Below are 14,950 nucleotides of genomic sequence, written 5' to 3'. Positions count from 1 at the left end.
GTGAAATAATAGTTTAAAAAATTGGCTATCACTGCATGCTTTCTTTAAGTAAAGCACGCCCAATCAGTCAATTTATAATAGTTTATTTTAAGAATGATACAGTTAATCTGTTACCAGTTTCTTAAAATTATAATCGTTAGATTACACACATGCGCACCCTTTGCGCCTTCAGTATTTCAGCCAACATCTTTGGCACTTCTACCTTAATCGCCTTAAATATCAATCGCTTAACTAAAGCATTGAGTCTGCCACCTGAGCCTAACAGGAGCACAAAATGAAACGTATGTTATTTAATGCAACGCAAGAGGAAGAATTACGCGTTGCGATTGTAGATGGGCAAAAACTCATCGATTTGGATATTGAACACGCTGGCAAAGAACAGCGCAAAAGCAATATCTACAAAGGGGTGATCACCCGTATCGAACCATCACTCGAAGCGGCTTTTGTCGATTACGGCATGGATAGACACGGTTTCTTACCATTTAAAGAAGTTTCTCGCAGCTACTTCAAAGAAGGTGCAGATGGTAAATCTCGCATCCAGGACGCCTTAAAAGAAGGCCAAGAACTTATCGTTCAAGTAGACAAAGACGAGCGCGGCAACAAAGGCGCTGCGCTTACTACGTTCATCTCACTGGCTGGCCGTTATTTGGTATTAATGCCAAACAACCCGCGCGGAGGCGGTGTTTCACGCCGTATTGAAGGTGAAGACCGTGACGAACTACGCGATGTTTTAGCCCAATTAGAAGTGCCAAAAGGCATGAGCATCATTGCTCGCACTGCTGGTATTGGCCGCAATGCAGAAGAATTACAATGGGATTTAAACTACCTCACACAATTATGGACAGCCATTGATGGCGCCTCTGCAATGCAAGCTGGTGCGTATTTAATCTACCAAGAAGGTAGCTTAGTGATTCGCGCCATTCGCGATTACTTTAGCTCTGATATTGGCGAAATCTTAATTGATACACCGGATATTCACGAACAAGCCGTGCAGTTTATGAATCACGTAATGCCAGGCAATGTGTCGCGCGTTAAGCTCTACCAAGATGAAATTCCATTGTTTACACGCTTTCAAATTGAACATCAAATTGAATCTGCTTTTGCACGTGAAGTACGCTTGCCTTCAGGTGGTGCGATTGTGATTGACCATACTGAAGCCTTGGTTTCAGTAGACGTTAACTCTGGCCGTGCAACACGTGGCAGCGACATTGAACACACCGCATTCAATACCAACTTAGAAGCCGCTGAAGAAGTCGCACGCCAATTACGCTTGCGCGACTTAGGTGGTTTGGTAGTGATTGACTTTATCGACATGGAAAGCCAACGCAATCAACGTGAAGTAGAAAATGCCTTACGTGACGCCTTGCATGTTGACCGTGCCCGTGTGCAAACTGGCAAAATTTCACGCTTTGGCTTGCTGGAATTATCGCGCCAACGCTTACGCCCAAGTTTAGGCGAAACTAATCACATCCCGTGCCCACGCTGTAGTGGCACTGGCCACATTCGTGGCATTGAATCAACGGCCTTGCATATCTTACGTATCACACAAGAAGATGCAATGAAAGAAAACAGCGCCATTATTCAAGTGCAATTACCCGTTGAAGTGGCGACATTCTTGCTTAATGAAAAACGTGCAGATATTCACGCTATTGAGCAACGCATGGGCGTGGAAGTCGTGTTGATTCCAAATATTCACCTTGAAACGCCAAACTACAACATTGTGCGCGTTAAACACGATGACGTAACAGAAGAAACTAACCGTGCAAGTTACAAATTGGTGGAACTACCTACCGAAACTACTTACATTCCGAATGCAGAAGAAGTCGCAAAAGCGGTAAGACCAGTAGCCGCAGTTAAAGGAATCACACCTGCCGCACCCGCGCCAATTGTGGCTGAAAAAGCAACACCAGAAGTTGTAGCAGCGCCTAAGGTTTCATTTTTTACACGTATTAAACGTCTATTTGGCGCAACGACTTCTACAGAAGAAACGCCAAAAACAGAAGCTGAAAAAGCCGAAGAAACACGTCGTGAAAATAACCGTAACAATCGTAACCGCAATAATCGCAATCGTAACGAGCGTAACCGTGGCGAGCGCACAGATAAAGATGTTAATCAACAAAATCGTCCAAACCGTAACAACGAAGCCAAAAGCCAAGAAGCGCGACCTACTGATGCAAAAGCCCAAGAGCCGCGCCAACAAAAACCGCAACAGCCTAGGAACGAGCAGCCACGTAGTGACAAGCCTCGAAATGAGCAACAGCGTCAACAAACCGCCACTACACCGTTAAACACCAATGCTGAAGTAAGTGTAATTGAAACTAGTGCTGAAAAAACAACGGAACGCAGTGGAAATCGTCGCAATCGCAATAACCGCCGTGGCCGCCGTGACCGTGACGACAATGTTGCGCGAGAGACAAATCGTCCGTTTGTGCCAAATGAGGAGATTGGCACAACGTCGGCAACAGTTGTGGTACAAGCAACGAATACTGCTACAGAGAATGTCGTTAAAAATGTCGCTAACACCTCTGTACAGGAAGTCGCTAAATCAGCTGAAAATCAGCCGATTCAGGCTACAGCAGATGCTAAACCTGCAAAAGCCAAAGCTGACAACAGAAAGTCCAAAGCGACAAAAACGCCCGCAAATAAACCAGAAGCTAATGCAACAAGTGAAGCGACGCCGCAAGAAGCGACCAGTTCAGTTGAAGTCACTACAACAAAAGCTCAAGGCAAGCGCCCTGCTCGCCCGCGCAAACCAAAGGCTGAATCAAAACCAGTGGATTTAGCTGCCGCAGGCTTGCAGTTGGTTGAAACGAAAGCGGATGTGCCAAAAGCTACACCTTCTGAATTTGCAAAACCTAAAGCGCCTCGTAAAGCGGCGAATTGGCAGAAAAAAACTTTACCTACGGAAGCGGAAGCACCTTTAGTTTTGGTGGAAACGCAAAACAAATAGTATTTACAAAATATGGTTGAGGTAAAAGCCAAGCTATAAAAAAGCCCTGAAAGAATCAGGGCTTTTTTATCATTTCAAACTTATCATATTTTTTTTGTGATAATCATTGCAATATTTCTATATTTATGGAAATATAGAATGCATGAATACTAAATCTGCTGTTTTATTACTTTCATCCATAGCTCAGGAAGCCCGTTTGGATATATTCAGGCTACTTGTTCAAGCTGGTTCTGAAGGTTTGGCTGCTGGAGTGATTGGAGATAAACTTCAAATTCCACCAAGCACCCTGTCATTTCATCTAAAAGAATTAAGCATTTCAGGACTTATAAAGTCGCGCCAAGTTAGCCGTTTTATTTATTACTCTGCTAATTATGAGGAGATGAATGGCTTGCTTGCGTACCTCACAGAAAACTGTTGTGCAGGAAATGCTACTTGCTGCTCGGATGTTTCTTGTGATGAAACGCAATTAAATTAATTTTTCCAGAGAAAATCATGAACATTCTTTTCCTATGTACAGGTAATTCATGCCGCTCTATTTTGGGCGAAGCAACTTTTAATTATTTAGCACCAGCAGGCTGGAAAGCCATGAGCGCGGGTAGTAAACCAGCAGGCTATGTGCACCCACGCTCACTGGCATTACTCGCACGCGAAGGCATTTCTACAGAAGGCTATCACAGTAAATCTTGGGAGAATCTACCAGCAACTCCAGACATTGTGATTTCAGTATGTGGCAACGCTGCAGACGAAACTTGCCCAGCCTATCTTGGCCCAGTCTTAAGAAGCCACTGGGGTGTTGAAGACCCAGCCCATGCAACAGGCACGGATGAAGAAATCGATGCGGCATTCATGAAGGCTTACAGGATATTACGAGCACGTATTGAAGCCTTTCTAGCCTTACCACTTGAAACATTAAAACACGATAAACCAGCACTGAAGCTTGCAATGGATAAGATTGCCACCATAGTGGTGTAAGGAGACAGATGATGAAAACGATACAAGTATTTGACCCAGCCATGTGCTGTAGCAGCGGCGTTTGTGGTGTAGATGTAGACCAACAGTTAGTGAGTTTTAGTGCGGACGTTGATTGGGCTAAACAGAATGGCGCAAAGATTGAACGCTTTAATCTTGCACAGCAGCCTATGGATTTTGCCAATAGCAAAGTTGTTAGAGATTTCCTCGAGCGTTCTGGACAAGAAGCATTACCGCTGATATTGGTTGATGGTGAATTTGCATTGGCAGGACGTTACCCTAATCGTACCGAGCTATCACGTTGGGCTAGTATTGTAGCAATCACAGAGATTGCACCCGCTGGCGGATGTTGTAGTGGCGGTAAATGTTGTTAATCATATGAAGGTAATCTAATGAAGTTTCTTGACCAACCACCACGCTTTCTATTTTTTACTGGCAAGGGTGGCGTTGGCAAGACATCAATTGCCTGTGCAACAGTGATTCAATTAGCTGAGACAGGTAAAAGCGTACTTCTGGTAAGTACCGACCCAGCCTCTAATGTCGGGCAAGTATTTGGAATCAGTATTGGCAACAATATAACGCCAGTACCAGCAATTCAAAATCTTTCAGCACTTGAAATCGACCCACAAGCCGCTGCGCAATTATATAGAGACCGTATTGTTGGACCAGTGCGCGGGATACTACCTGATGCTGTAGTTAAAGGAATTGAAGAGCAGTTATCTGGCGCATGTACAACCGAGATTGCAGCATTTGATGAGTTTACTTCTCTGTTGATTGATTCACCACTAACTGCAGGATATGACCACATCATCTTTGATACTGCGCCAACTGGCCACACCATACGCTTATTGCAATTACCTGGCGCATGGAGTGGGTTTCTAGAAGAAGGTAAAGGCGATGCATCTTGCTTAGGCCCATTAGCAGGCCTTGAGAAACAACGCGAGCAATATAAAGCTGCTGTCGATGCACTTGCGGACGGTAAACGCACACGATTAATCTTAGTTGCACGTGCTCAACAATCCACATTGCGTGAAGTAGCACGTACCCATGAAGAGCTTGCAGGCATTGGTTTAAAACAACAATACCTTGTGATCAATGGCATCCTGCCAAAAGCAGAGACTAGAAATGATGAGTTAGCTGCGGCAATTTATAAACGCGAGCAAGCGGCTCTAAATGCGATTCCTGAAGTCTTAAAATCACTTCCACAAGATAATGTCGTGCTTAAACCATTTGATTTGGTTGGGCTCGAAGCCTTAAGGCAATTACTAATAGATACGCCATATCATGCACACATAGCAAATAGTTCGCCTATAAACTTAGACAAACCTAGCTTATCAAAACTTGTAGATGGTATAGCTGAGGATGGTCATGGACTTGTCATGACCATGGGTAAGGGAGGTGTAGGCAAAACTACAATAGCTGCAGCCGTGGCTGTTGAGTTAGCACATCGCGGATTACCAGTACTCCTTACAACTTCAGACCCTGCAGCACATCTATCAGATACACTCAACGGCGCATTAGATAATTTAACAGTCAGTCGAATTGACCCACATGAAGAAACAGAACGCTATCGCAAGCATGTATTAGATACAAAAGGTTCTAAGCTAGATGCGCAAGGTCGAGCTTTGCTAGAAGAGGATTTACGCTCACCTTGTACAGAAGAAATAGCGGTATTCCAAGCATTTTCTCGCATTATTCGTGAAGCAGGTAAAAAGTTTGTTGTGATGGATACTGCACCTACAGGGCATACCCTGTTATTGCTAGATGCAACGGGTGCTTATCATCGTGAAGTGACTCGCCAAATGGGAAATACTAATTTGCACTACACCACACCAATGATGCAGCTTCAGGACAGCAAGCAAACCAAAGTGCTCATTGTGACACTTGCTGAGAAAACTCCAGTATTAGAGGCTGCTAATCTTCAAGTAGATTTACGTCGTGCAGGGATTGAACCTTGGGCATGGGTAATTAACAACAGTATTGCAGCAACCGTGACAAACTCACCATTGCTTCATCAAAGAGCACTTAACGAATTAGTTGAAATTAATGCAGTTGAACAACAATATTCAAAACGAAATGCTGTTGTGGCAATGCTTAAAGATGAACCCATTGGTTTAGCTCGATTATTAAAATTAGCTGGAGGACTATGACAAATGCAAACGTTACAGCGTGTTAACTTCGTATCAACTGTATGGTAAGTATTCCCAAGCCTGTCATTGCCAGTGAACCCAACACATGTACTAAGATATGTGTTGCTGCCCAGCCATATTGCCCACGCGCCATCAGCGTGACAGCTTCGGCAGAAAATGTGGAAAACGTTGTTAAGCCGCCTAGCAGACCCGTCATTAGAAAAAGTCTAAATTCGGGCGATAACGCTGTACTCAGCCCGAATAACCCCATGAATAAACCCATAAAATAGCCCCCGATAAGATTGGCTGCTAGTGTGCCTAGGGGTAATGCGGGTAATGTTGCATTTAGCGTAAATCCTAGCCACCAGCGCATCCACGCTCCAATTGCAGCACCGACACCAACCACTAAAAACCCGTTAAATCCCATGCTTACTCCTGAAATCAATGTGATCACTACCTAATTTATACAATATAATAATGCATCAACGTCATTATGAAGAAGGTATATTTTGCGTGTTCTTTTTGCAACTTCTGAAGTTTTTCCACTAATCAAAACAGGTGGCTTAGCCGATGTAAGCGGCTCGCTACCAACCGCCTTACAGAATCTTGGTGTTGATATCCGTATATTGGTGCCTGGCTACCCTGCTGTATTAAATCAACTGGACGACCTAACGCATGTAGCAATGCTGAAAAATTTACCAGTGATTGAAAATGCTGAACTATTGATGGGCACGATTTTAGACAATGACATAAACGTATTGGTAATAAAAGCGACAGGGCTTTACGAGCGTGAGGGCGGCCCTTATGTGGATGCTAACGGCCAAGAATGGCTGGATAATCCTGTACGCTTTGGCATACTTTCAAAAGTCGCGGCAATTTTAAGCGGACCGCATTCGCCTATTGCCGATTGGCAACCCAATATTGTGCACTGTAATGACTGGCAAACTGGCTTGGCACCTGCGTACATGAAGCTAGTCGAGCATTCTAAAGCCAAATCTATTATCAGCTTGCATAACATGGCATTTCAGGGCTGTTATGCACCTAGTTGGCTACCAACCTTAGCTTTACCCAGTACGCACTTTACTTTAGAAGGTTTTGAATACCATGGCCAGCTTTCCTTTCTAAAAGCGGGTATTTTCTATGCAGACACGATCACCACGGTAAGCCCAAGTTATGCAAAAGAAATTCAAACGCCTGCCTTTGGCTTTGGTTTAGAAGGTCTATTAAGTAAGCGTGGCAATGAATTAAAAGGGATATTAAACGGCATCGAAACCGATGAATGGAATCCTGAGTTTGATCCACATCTAATCAAAACCTATAGCGCCACCAAACTCGCTGGTAAAAAACAGGTAAAAGCCGCCTTACAAGAACGATTAGGGCTTCATGTTGATGCAAATGCACCATTATTAGGCGTGGTGAGTCGCCTGACACATCAAAAAGGCCTTGATATGCTGGTACCTATCCTCCAGCAATTGGTCAATGCTGGCTGTCAATTCGCCTTATTAGGTAGCGGCGAAAGTTCACTAGAACACGCCTTTCGTCATTTAGCCGTCAACAACCCAGGCAAGGTTAGTGTCACCATTGGCTATAATGAGCCGCTCTCGCATCAAATTATGGCGGGCTGTGACATGTTCCTCATGCCATCGCGTTTTGAGCCCTGCGGTTTGAATCAACTGTACGGCCTGGCGTATGGCACGCCGCCCATTGTTAACGCCACTGGTGGCCTTGCCGACTCGGTGGTTGATACTAATATCATCACCTTTAAAAACAAAACAGCCAACGGTTTTGTGATGAGTGAAGCGAGTTCTGCAAGTCTGCTGAGCTGCATTAAGCAAGCGTTAAACGTGTTCAACAATGATGCAAAAGCCTGGCAACAAATCCAAAAAAATGGCATGTTGCAAAATTTAAGCTGGGATAAAAGCGCGCTCGAATATCTGGCTGAATATGAAAAGTTACTAGGGAAAGAGTTTAAAATTAAAGATAGTTTGAAGTTGGCACGGTAAATGCTTAATAAACACTAAGCTTCTCCAAAGCTGGTTTCTCCTCCCTCTTAGGGCGTCTTGATAGACGCCCTCTTTTTTTGCCGATAGATTGAGCGATTTCTACTTCACAATAAAGTGTTCACGGTAATATTTAAGTTCATCAATTGACTCATAAATATCAGCCAAGGCCTCGTGTTTGCTAGCTTTTTTAAAGCCTGAGTAGATTTCAGGTTTCCAGCGGCGCGCTAATTCTTTAAAGGCGCTGACATCTAAATTTCGATAGTGAAAATAACTTTCTAAATCTGGCATATAGCGCGCCATGAAGCGCCTATCCTGACAGATAGAATTACCGCACATCGGCGATTTGTTGGCTGGCACAAATTGCTTTAAAAATTCAATCATTTGTTTTGTCGCTTCAACTTCGTCCAATGTTGAAGCTTTCACCTTATCAATCAGACCAGAACGACCATGCGCACCTTTATTCCAGGCATCCATACCGTCTAAAACCGCATCACTTTGATGAATTACCAACACTGGCGACTCGCCGAGCACATTCAAATCGGCATCCGTCACCACTGCCGCAAGCTCTAAAATACGGTCAGAGTCTGGCAGTAACCCGCTCATCTCCATATCCAGCCAGATTAAATTATTTTGATTCGTGCCATTACTCGATTCTGCCATCATGATTTCCATTAAAATATTAAGTTATAAGCAAACTGGATGAACTAACATCCACAAAATGCTTCACAATACTATATTAACTTAATTCACTTATCGAACCATCAATTAGAGCGATAAAAACATGTCTTCTGCACTTACCTTTACCTTCGTTTTTTTGCTTGTCACCACAACGTTAATTCGCCTATGGCTTGGTCGTCGGCATATTGCTTATGTGCAAACGCATCGCAATAAAGTGCCAGCGGCTTTTCAAGAAAGCATTACTTTAGACGCACATCAAAAAGCAGCGGATTACTCGACCACAAAAACCAGATTAGTCATTATTGAAGCCATTGCTCAAGCGCTCCTGCTTGCCGCCTTTACGCTGGGTGGCGGCTTACAATTGATCGACGACATTTGGCGCAATTTACTAACCAGCCAAGAAATTATTCGTGGTGCGCTGGTGATTTGTAGTGCAATGTTGGTGAGTAGCGTGATTGAATTGCCATTTGAATACTACAAAACATTTGTGGTTGACGAAAAATTTGGTTTTAACAAAATGACTCCCGCCATGTTCTTTAGTGACCTAGTGAAACATAGTCTTGTTGGGCTTGCGCTAGGCGCACCGATTTTGTTTGCAGCCTTGTGGTTAATGCAGGGCGCCGGACAATATTGGTGGCTCTATTTATGGATTGTCTGGAGTGTATTTAATCTCGTCATGTTAGCCGTATATCCGACATTTATTGCACCATTATTTAACAAATTCTCACCACTAAAAGATGAGAACCTGAAGCAGCGCATCGAAACCTTGCTCACAAAATGCGGCTTTAAATCACAAGGTCTTTTTGTGATGGACGGTTCTGCTCGAAGCAGTCACGGTAACGCTTATTTCACTGGCTTTGGGGCATCAAAACGTGTGGTATTTTTTGATACCTTGCTTGAAAGATTAAACGCCGATGAAATTGAAGCAGTACTCGCCCACGAACTTGGGCATTTCAAACATCATCATGTCATTAAACGTATCGCTCTCATGTTTGCAGTAAGCTTTTTAGGCCTAGCTTTACTCGGCTGGCTAATCAATCAGCCTTGGTTTTACTCTGGACTAGGCATTACGCAAGCCAGCAATTACATGGCCTTAATCTTATTTTTAATGGTGTCGCCTGTGTTCTTGTTCTTACTTCGCCCAGTGATGGCAAATTACTCACGCAAAAATGAATTTGAGGCAGATGACTATGCGGCGAATCACGCCAGCGCTAAGGAATTAGTTAAGGCTTTGGTCAAACTTTACCGAGATAATGCTTCAACGCTGACCCCTGACCCATTACATTCTGCTTTTTATGATTCGCACCCGCCAGCTAGCATTCGGATTTCTAAATTAGCGGCGTATACTAGCTAGCTCTAGCAATAAATATTGCTGTTGAATATTCAAGTGAGCTCATCATGATTAAACAAGTTTTTTTCGCATGTTTATTAATGTGCAATATAGCCCATGCTGAACCCTATGGCAACGCAGATGCCGCCGCTGGCAAAACCCTCGTGGTCAAAAACTGTATCAGTTGCCACGCGCATAGCTTTGGTGGTGATGGTTCTGGCATTTATGTACGTAACGATCGTAAAGTAAAGACCTCAAAAGGCTTAGTCGCACAAGTGCGCACTTGCAACACCATGCTAGGCCTCAAATGGTTTGAAGAAGAAGAATTAAACGTCGCAAAATATCTTAACCAATCCTATTACAAATTTACGGAATAATTTGACCACCCTAACCCCTGAAAAATCGACTTATATACCACCTCTGCAAGGCACTATTGTTGCGGCTTTTGGCAAACGTTTTCAGGTGGAGTTAACCGACGAAAAACGGCGCATCAGCTGCGTTACCCGTGGCAAAAAAACCGATTTAGCCTGTGGCGATGTCGTCATTGTTAAATTAACCGACAAACACGAAGGTGTCGTTGAAAGCACCCTGTCACGCAAATCTCTGCTGTACCGTAGCAATGCTTTTAAAAGCAAAATGCTGGCAGCCAATGTTTCACAAATTATAATTGTCCTTGCCACGCAACCGAGTTTTTATGAGGCCTTGCTTAACCGCTGTTTAATAGCGGCAGAAGCAGCAAACATCAAGGCACTCATTGTGCTCAACAAGTGCGACCTTGCAGATAAAGAGGATGCAAAACAAAAGCTTGAGCTCTATACTGCACTTGGTTATCAAGTTTTAACCCTTTCTGCCAAAGAAGATATTTCTTCGCTTAGACCTTATCTGCAAGGGCAATCAAGCATTCTAGTTGGTCAATCTGGTATGGGTAAATCAACCATCATCAACGCCTTGTTGCCCAATGAAACTGTTCGCACGCAAGAAGTTAGCCATGTATTAGATAGCGGCAAGCACACCACTACCGCGGCCCATTTATATCACCTTGATGCGCAAAGTCAGCTGATCGACTCGCCTGGTTTGCAGGAATTCGGCTTGCACCATCTTAGTTCAGATGAGCTAGAGCATGCTTTTGTCGAGTTTAGACCCTATCTAGGCAAGTGCAGATTTAACAACTGCAAACATCTACATGAGCCTGACTGCGCTATTATGGAAGCTGTAGCCGCTAAAAAAATTAGTGAAGAAAGGCTGGCCATTTATAAAATGCTGCGTTTGGAGTTATCAAGTTAAACAGACTTTAATAAGTTAAAACTTCAGCAATACTGCTTTAAACAACATTTAAGGACTAAATAACTCAAATAGTTAAATATTATTCAGTAAATAAATGTAAACGCTTTTAAAAAATTCATACCCTGCCCTATAATCACCCTTATGCGTGTAAGCCTTTCTATACCATTGATAAAAGGTCATACTAGTGACTGACTTGCGTCGAGAGAACACCCCAGTATCGTTAATCGATATTGGCATGTATGTTTGCGAGTTAGATCGCCCATGGCTAGGCACACCATTTATGCTAGAGGGCTTGCTGATCGAAGATCAAGAACAAATTGCCACCTTGGCGAACATTTGTCAGTTTGTCTATATTGACCGTACTTTATCCGTAGGCCGACATTACAGTGCCGCACCTAAAGAAACCGTTGCAATCAAGCGTGATGGCACAATCAATCGGGTTATAGTAAATACTGATTCAAGCAAGAAAACCAATGATGTAGCCAAATCGACTAAACAGAACCCACCAACGGCAAAGTTTTCTTTTTTTGACATTATCAAAGAAATTCATACAGGCATCCCAAACAACCAAGCCGATACAGCCAGAAAAAATACCACCGATGCCGTATTTAATATGCAATATATTGGCAAGGGGGCCGAAACTAACACTGATGCAAAAAATTCAGATGCTGAAAACCCTACCCTAACAACACAAATTAAAACCGATATTTCAAATTTTATTTCCGGTTTAACCAGTTGGGGGAGTAAAAACAAAAAATTGCAATCAACCATCGATAAAGCTGCGTTAAAAGCGGAACTCGAAAAAGCTCCAAAGACTATCGATGGATACAAAATCACGATTTTTGATGAAGCCCCCCCTGTTGAGGATGAAATCGCCGTTGTTTATCCTGTCTATGAAAAATCACAACTAGCTACCCGTGAAATGTTTGAAGCGCTCGCCTTAGACCAAGAAATCGATTTAGGCAACATCCACGAAGCTTTAGATGGCATGGTGGAAAGTATAGAACGAAACCCAGATGCGCTGATATGGCTGGCAAAACTGAAACAAACCGATGACTATGCCTACAATCACGCGCTCAGTGTCTCCATCACATTAATGGCACTTGCCAATTTTATGGCGCTGCCTAAAAAACAAGTCAAAGATCTAGGTTTGGCTGGTTTATTGCAAGACATTGGTAAAGCCAAAATTCCAACAGAACTCTTACACAAGCAAGATAAAATCAGCCATGACGAATTTGAAATGCTAAAAAAACATGTGGATTTTGCGCTAACTTTATTAGAAAAAACTGACAATATTTCTGGCACAGTGATATTAACGGTTTCGCAGCACCACGAACGCATTGATGGTAGTGGTTACCCGTATAAACTTTCAGGAAATCAAATCAGCTTAACTGGCCAAATGGCTGGCCTGATTGACACCTACTGTGCACTGACGACGAATAAAGTCTATGCAAAAGGTGTTTACAATCAAATGGCCTTAGAAGAAATTCATTCTTTACGTGGTTTTAAATTTAATGGCGTACTTATCGACCAACTGGTGCAGTTTCTGGGCATGTACCCAGTAAGCTCGCTTGTTGAGCTCAATTCTGGCGAAGTCGGTGTTGTGATTCAGCAAAACAGTGTGCGACGCTTATTACCTCGCGTGATGATATTACTGAACCCCGACAAAAGTAGAAATGAATACCCTGCCATCATTAATTTAATCAATTCGCCCCTTACCCCCACGGGTGAGCCTTATAAAATCGTGAAAGGGCTGCCACCTGACAGCTACGGACTAAGCTCAAATAATTATTATGGTTAATTTGCTTAGCCAAAGTTTAACGCAGGTAAATCAAGCCGGTGCATCATCGCTGTACCAAGATTTTACAATTGAATTAGAACCCAATTTACTGTTAGACATCCTGACCAGCTACCAATTAAAAGCTTCGGAGGTGACTGGTGATTACAATTTCAACCCGCAAGCATTTGAGCAATTTATAAAATCTCCCCCCTATAATAGTGGCAGTAGTACTCTGAAAAATACATCATACATTATCAGCAGCTGGCCAGAAAAATTAAGCTGGTCACAATTTAACCACCAAATAAACAACTTACTACTCGCATGGCTTAACGATTACAAGCTTGGTGCCAATTTAGATACAGCTTTTCTATTAGCACGCTGTTTAGAATTAAAAACCGACAAGCATGGTCAATTTCAAAACTTACTGATGCATCTCATCGCACGTGTTACAAACCAACTGGAGCAATACAAATTCAGCTATGTTCAAAATTTTGATTTGGATACGGGACTTCCTAACCAGCACTTATTAGCCAGTTTATTAAAACAATATTTAAAAACTGAAAGTGTGGCAGAAAATGATTCTGAGGAAGATCATTTGGGTATGGAACACTTAGGTTTGATTCTGATCAACCTAAATATCAATTTTGATGAAGAATCTCAGCTCAATTCAGCCGCCTCAAATCTGATGCTGGCGGCAATAGCTACGATTCAACAACACTTGAATAATGACGCTACCTTATTCTATGTGGGCTCCATTGATCTTGCGATTTTAATTAAACCATTAAAATCCACAACTCAACTTAGTTTAATGGCAACCAAGCTGATACATGCATTTGAAACTGCCCTGCCTCTAGAAAACATCACACTTATCTTAAAACCTTATATCGGCGCCATCAGCACGTTCAATATTCAAACGAATGCTATTTCAATTTACGAATACGCTAGGCTAGCACTGCATCACGCCATCATCAAAAATGAGCAGGTCAAAATCTACGATCAACATATCTCTTCCTCTTTCATGAATGCTCATTTGCTAGACGAAGCCATTATAGAGGCCTTACAACAAAATGAATTGGCCGTGTTTTTGCAACCGATTGTCAGCATTCATCACAAAGCAGGTACAAATGAAATATGTATCAGTGCTGAGGTCTTATTGCGCTGGCCGAATCAAGAATGGCAGGCCTTATCACCTTCTCGACTAATTGATGTCATTTACAAAAAAGGCTTCGGCAAGGTATTTATCCGATGGCTGATTAACAATGCCTGTCAGCGTTGCGCGGAGCTCATTTCTGCGCATCAAAAGAATATTGCGCTTACGATTAATTTAAGTAGTATAGATTTACTAGACGCAGACCTGCCTGAATTACTCGCTCAATCAATTGCACTCTGGCAGATTCCAGCAGAAAACTTGATAATTGAAATCACTGAAAACGATATTCTGGTGGATGAAATTAAAGTTGCAAAAGTCATTGACAAAATTAAACAATTAGGCTGCAAACTTGCTTTGGATGACTTTGGTACGGGCTATTCCTCTATGGCACGCCTGCGCAATATGCCAATTGACATCGTCAAAATAGACCAATCTTTTGTACGCAATATTGCTACGTCAGATCAGGATAAAGAAATCGTCCAGTCCGTGGTTAAACTGGCGCACAGCTTGGGCAAAGAAGTTGTAGCGGAGGGAGTAGAGAATCAAGCCTGTTTAGATATCTTAAAAGAACTGAAATGCGAAAAGATTCAAGGCTACTTTTACGGGAAACCGATGTCTTTTGATGATTTTATTGCTTGGCTTAGTGTTTTTGAATCCACACGACAACGCTAACAAGT

At 42.7% G+C, this 14,950-nt stretch carries 13 protein-coding genes; 11 read left to right on the top strand and 2 right to left on the bottom strand.

Translation table 11 applies throughout. From position 1 onward, the window contains the following. The first annotated feature begins 274 nt into the window (after window positions 1–274). The 5 genes from HOO90_RS09505 (at window position 275) to arsA (ending at window position 6,069) form a co-directional block, all read left to right on the top strand. On the top strand, window positions 275–2,950 hold the full coding sequence (locus HOO90_RS09505; protein WP_292842435.1) for an Rne/Rng family ribonuclease: 2,676 nt from the start codon (window positions 275–277) through the stop codon (window positions 2,948–2,950). 142 nt (window positions 2,951–3,092) lie between these two features. Continuing rightward, window positions 3,093–3,425 carry a metalloregulator ArsR/SmtB family transcription factor gene (locus tag HOO90_RS09500; protein WP_292842433.1) on the top strand — a complete coding sequence of 111 codons (333 nt, stop codon included), beginning with the start codon at window positions 3,093–3,095 and terminating at the stop codon, window positions 3,423–3,425. A 17-nt stretch (window positions 3,426–3,442) separates the two neighbouring features. Beyond that, entirely contained in the window at window positions 3,443–3,922 is a 480-nt protein-coding gene (locus HOO90_RS09495) for an arsenate reductase ArsC (protein WP_292842431.1), read from the top strand. A gap of 11 nt (window positions 3,923–3,933) precedes the next feature. Continuing rightward, window positions 3,934–4,293 (top strand): arsenite efflux transporter metallochaperone ArsD, encoded by a 360-nt coding sequence (gene arsD / locus HOO90_RS09490; protein ID WP_292842429.1) that lies wholly within the window; start codon window positions 3,934–3,936, stop codon window positions 4,291–4,293. Between the two features lie 18 nt (window positions 4,294–4,311). Then, window positions 4,312–6,069 carry an arsenical pump-driving ATPase gene (arsA, locus tag HOO90_RS09485; RefSeq protein WP_292842427.1) on the top strand — a complete coding sequence of 586 codons (1,758 nt, stop codon included), beginning with the start codon at window positions 4,312–4,314 and terminating at the stop codon, window positions 6,067–6,069. 22 nt (window positions 6,070–6,091) lie between these two features. Here arsA and crcB read toward each other — a convergent pair whose 3' ends face one another. Further along, window positions 6,092–6,475 (bottom strand): fluoride efflux transporter CrcB, encoded by a 384-nt coding sequence (gene crcB, locus HOO90_RS09480; protein ID WP_292842426.1) that lies wholly within the window; start codon window positions 6,473–6,475, stop codon window positions 6,092–6,094. Window positions 6,476–6,557: 82 nt separating this feature from the next. Here crcB and glgA point away from each other — a divergent pair, with 82 nt between their 5' ends. After that, on the top strand, window positions 6,558–8,051 hold the full coding sequence (gene glgA, locus HOO90_RS09475) for a glycogen synthase GlgA (RefSeq protein ID WP_292842424.1): 1,494 nt from the start codon (window positions 6,558–6,560) through the stop codon (window positions 8,049–8,051). 99 nt (window positions 8,052–8,150) lie between these two features. On the opposite strand, the gene orn is transcribed toward glgA, so the two are convergent. After that, entirely contained in the window at window positions 8,151–8,711 is a 561-nt protein-coding gene (orn, locus tag HOO90_RS09470) for an oligoribonuclease (protein WP_292842437.1), read from the bottom strand. 121 nt (window positions 8,712–8,832) lie between these two features. On the opposite strand from orn, the gene HOO90_RS09465 reads away from it, so the two are divergent. The 5 genes from HOO90_RS09465 to HOO90_RS09445 all read left to right on the top strand — a co-directional run bounded on the left by HOO90_RS09465 (window position 8,833) and on the right by HOO90_RS09445 (window position 14,945). Further along, a complete protein-coding gene (locus HOO90_RS09465; RefSeq protein ID WP_292842422.1) occupies window positions 8,833–10,083 on the top strand; it encodes a M48 family metallopeptidase in 1,251 nt (416 codons plus the stop codon). A 44-nt stretch (window positions 10,084–10,127) separates the two neighbouring features. Continuing rightward, a complete protein-coding gene (locus tag HOO90_RS09460; RefSeq protein WP_292842420.1) occupies window positions 10,128–10,436 on the top strand; it encodes a cytochrome c in 309 nt (102 codons plus the stop codon). Window position 10,437: 1 nt separating this feature from the next. Beyond that, window positions 10,438–11,343 (top strand): ribosome small subunit-dependent GTPase A, encoded by a 906-nt coding sequence (gene rsgA / locus HOO90_RS09455; protein WP_292842418.1) that lies wholly within the window; start codon window positions 10,438–10,440, stop codon window positions 11,341–11,343. A 184-nt stretch (window positions 11,344–11,527) separates the two neighbouring features. Beyond that, complete coding sequence (locus tag HOO90_RS09450) at window positions 11,528–13,144, top strand: HD-GYP domain-containing protein (protein ID WP_292842416.1); 1,617 nt, start codon at window positions 11,528–11,530, stop codon at window positions 13,142–13,144. Then, window positions 13,137–14,945 (top strand): bifunctional diguanylate cyclase/phosphodiesterase, encoded by a 1,809-nt coding sequence (locus HOO90_RS09445; protein ID WP_292842414.1) that lies wholly within the window; start codon window positions 13,137–13,139, stop codon window positions 14,943–14,945. Before HOO90_RS09450 ends, HOO90_RS09445 begins: the two co-directional genes overlap by 8 nt. The last annotated feature ends 5 nt before the right edge of the window (window positions 14,946–14,950 follow it).

Source organism: Methylotenera sp., assembly GCF_013141425.1.
GTDB lineage: Bacteria > Pseudomonadota > Gammaproteobacteria > Burkholderiales > Methylophilaceae > Methylotenera.
Note: the sequence above shows the minus strand (reverse complement) of the source record. Positions and strands in the feature narration are given on the sequence as shown.

Bases quoted from the DNA above. Each gene is read 5' to 3' on its own strand.
- orn (WP_292842437.1), bottom strand. From the start codon at position 8,711: ATGGCAGAATCGAGTAATGGCACGAATCAAAATAATTTAATCTGGCTG.
- arsD (WP_292842429.1), top strand. From the start codon at position 3,934: ATGAAAACGATACAAGTATTTGACCCAGCCATGTGCTGTAGCAGCGGC.
- crcB (WP_292842426.1), bottom strand. From the start codon at position 6,475: ATGGGATTTAACGGGTTTTTAGTGGTTGGTGTCGGTGCTGCAATTGGA.
- HOO90_RS09500 (WP_292842433.1), top strand. From the start codon at position 3,093: ATGAATACTAAATCTGCTGTTTTATTACTTTCATCCATAGCTCAGGAA.
- HOO90_RS09465 (WP_292842422.1), top strand. From the start codon at position 8,833: ATGTCTTCTGCACTTACCTTTACCTTCGTTTTTTTGCTTGTCACCACA.
- HOO90_RS09505 (WP_292842435.1), top strand. From the start codon at position 275: ATGAAACGTATGTTATTTAATGCAACGCAAGAGGAAGAATTACGCGTT.
- HOO90_RS09445 (WP_292842414.1), top strand. From the start codon at position 13,137: ATGGTTAATTTGCTTAGCCAAAGTTTAACGCAGGTAAATCAAGCCGGT.
- arsA (WP_292842427.1), top strand. From the start codon at position 4,312: ATGAAGTTTCTTGACCAACCACCACGCTTTCTATTTTTTACTGGCAAG.
- HOO90_RS09460 (WP_292842420.1), top strand. From the start codon at position 10,128: ATGATTAAACAAGTTTTTTTCGCATGTTTATTAATGTGCAATATAGCC.
- HOO90_RS09495 (WP_292842431.1), top strand. From the start codon at position 3,443: ATGAACATTCTTTTCCTATGTACAGGTAATTCATGCCGCTCTATTTTG.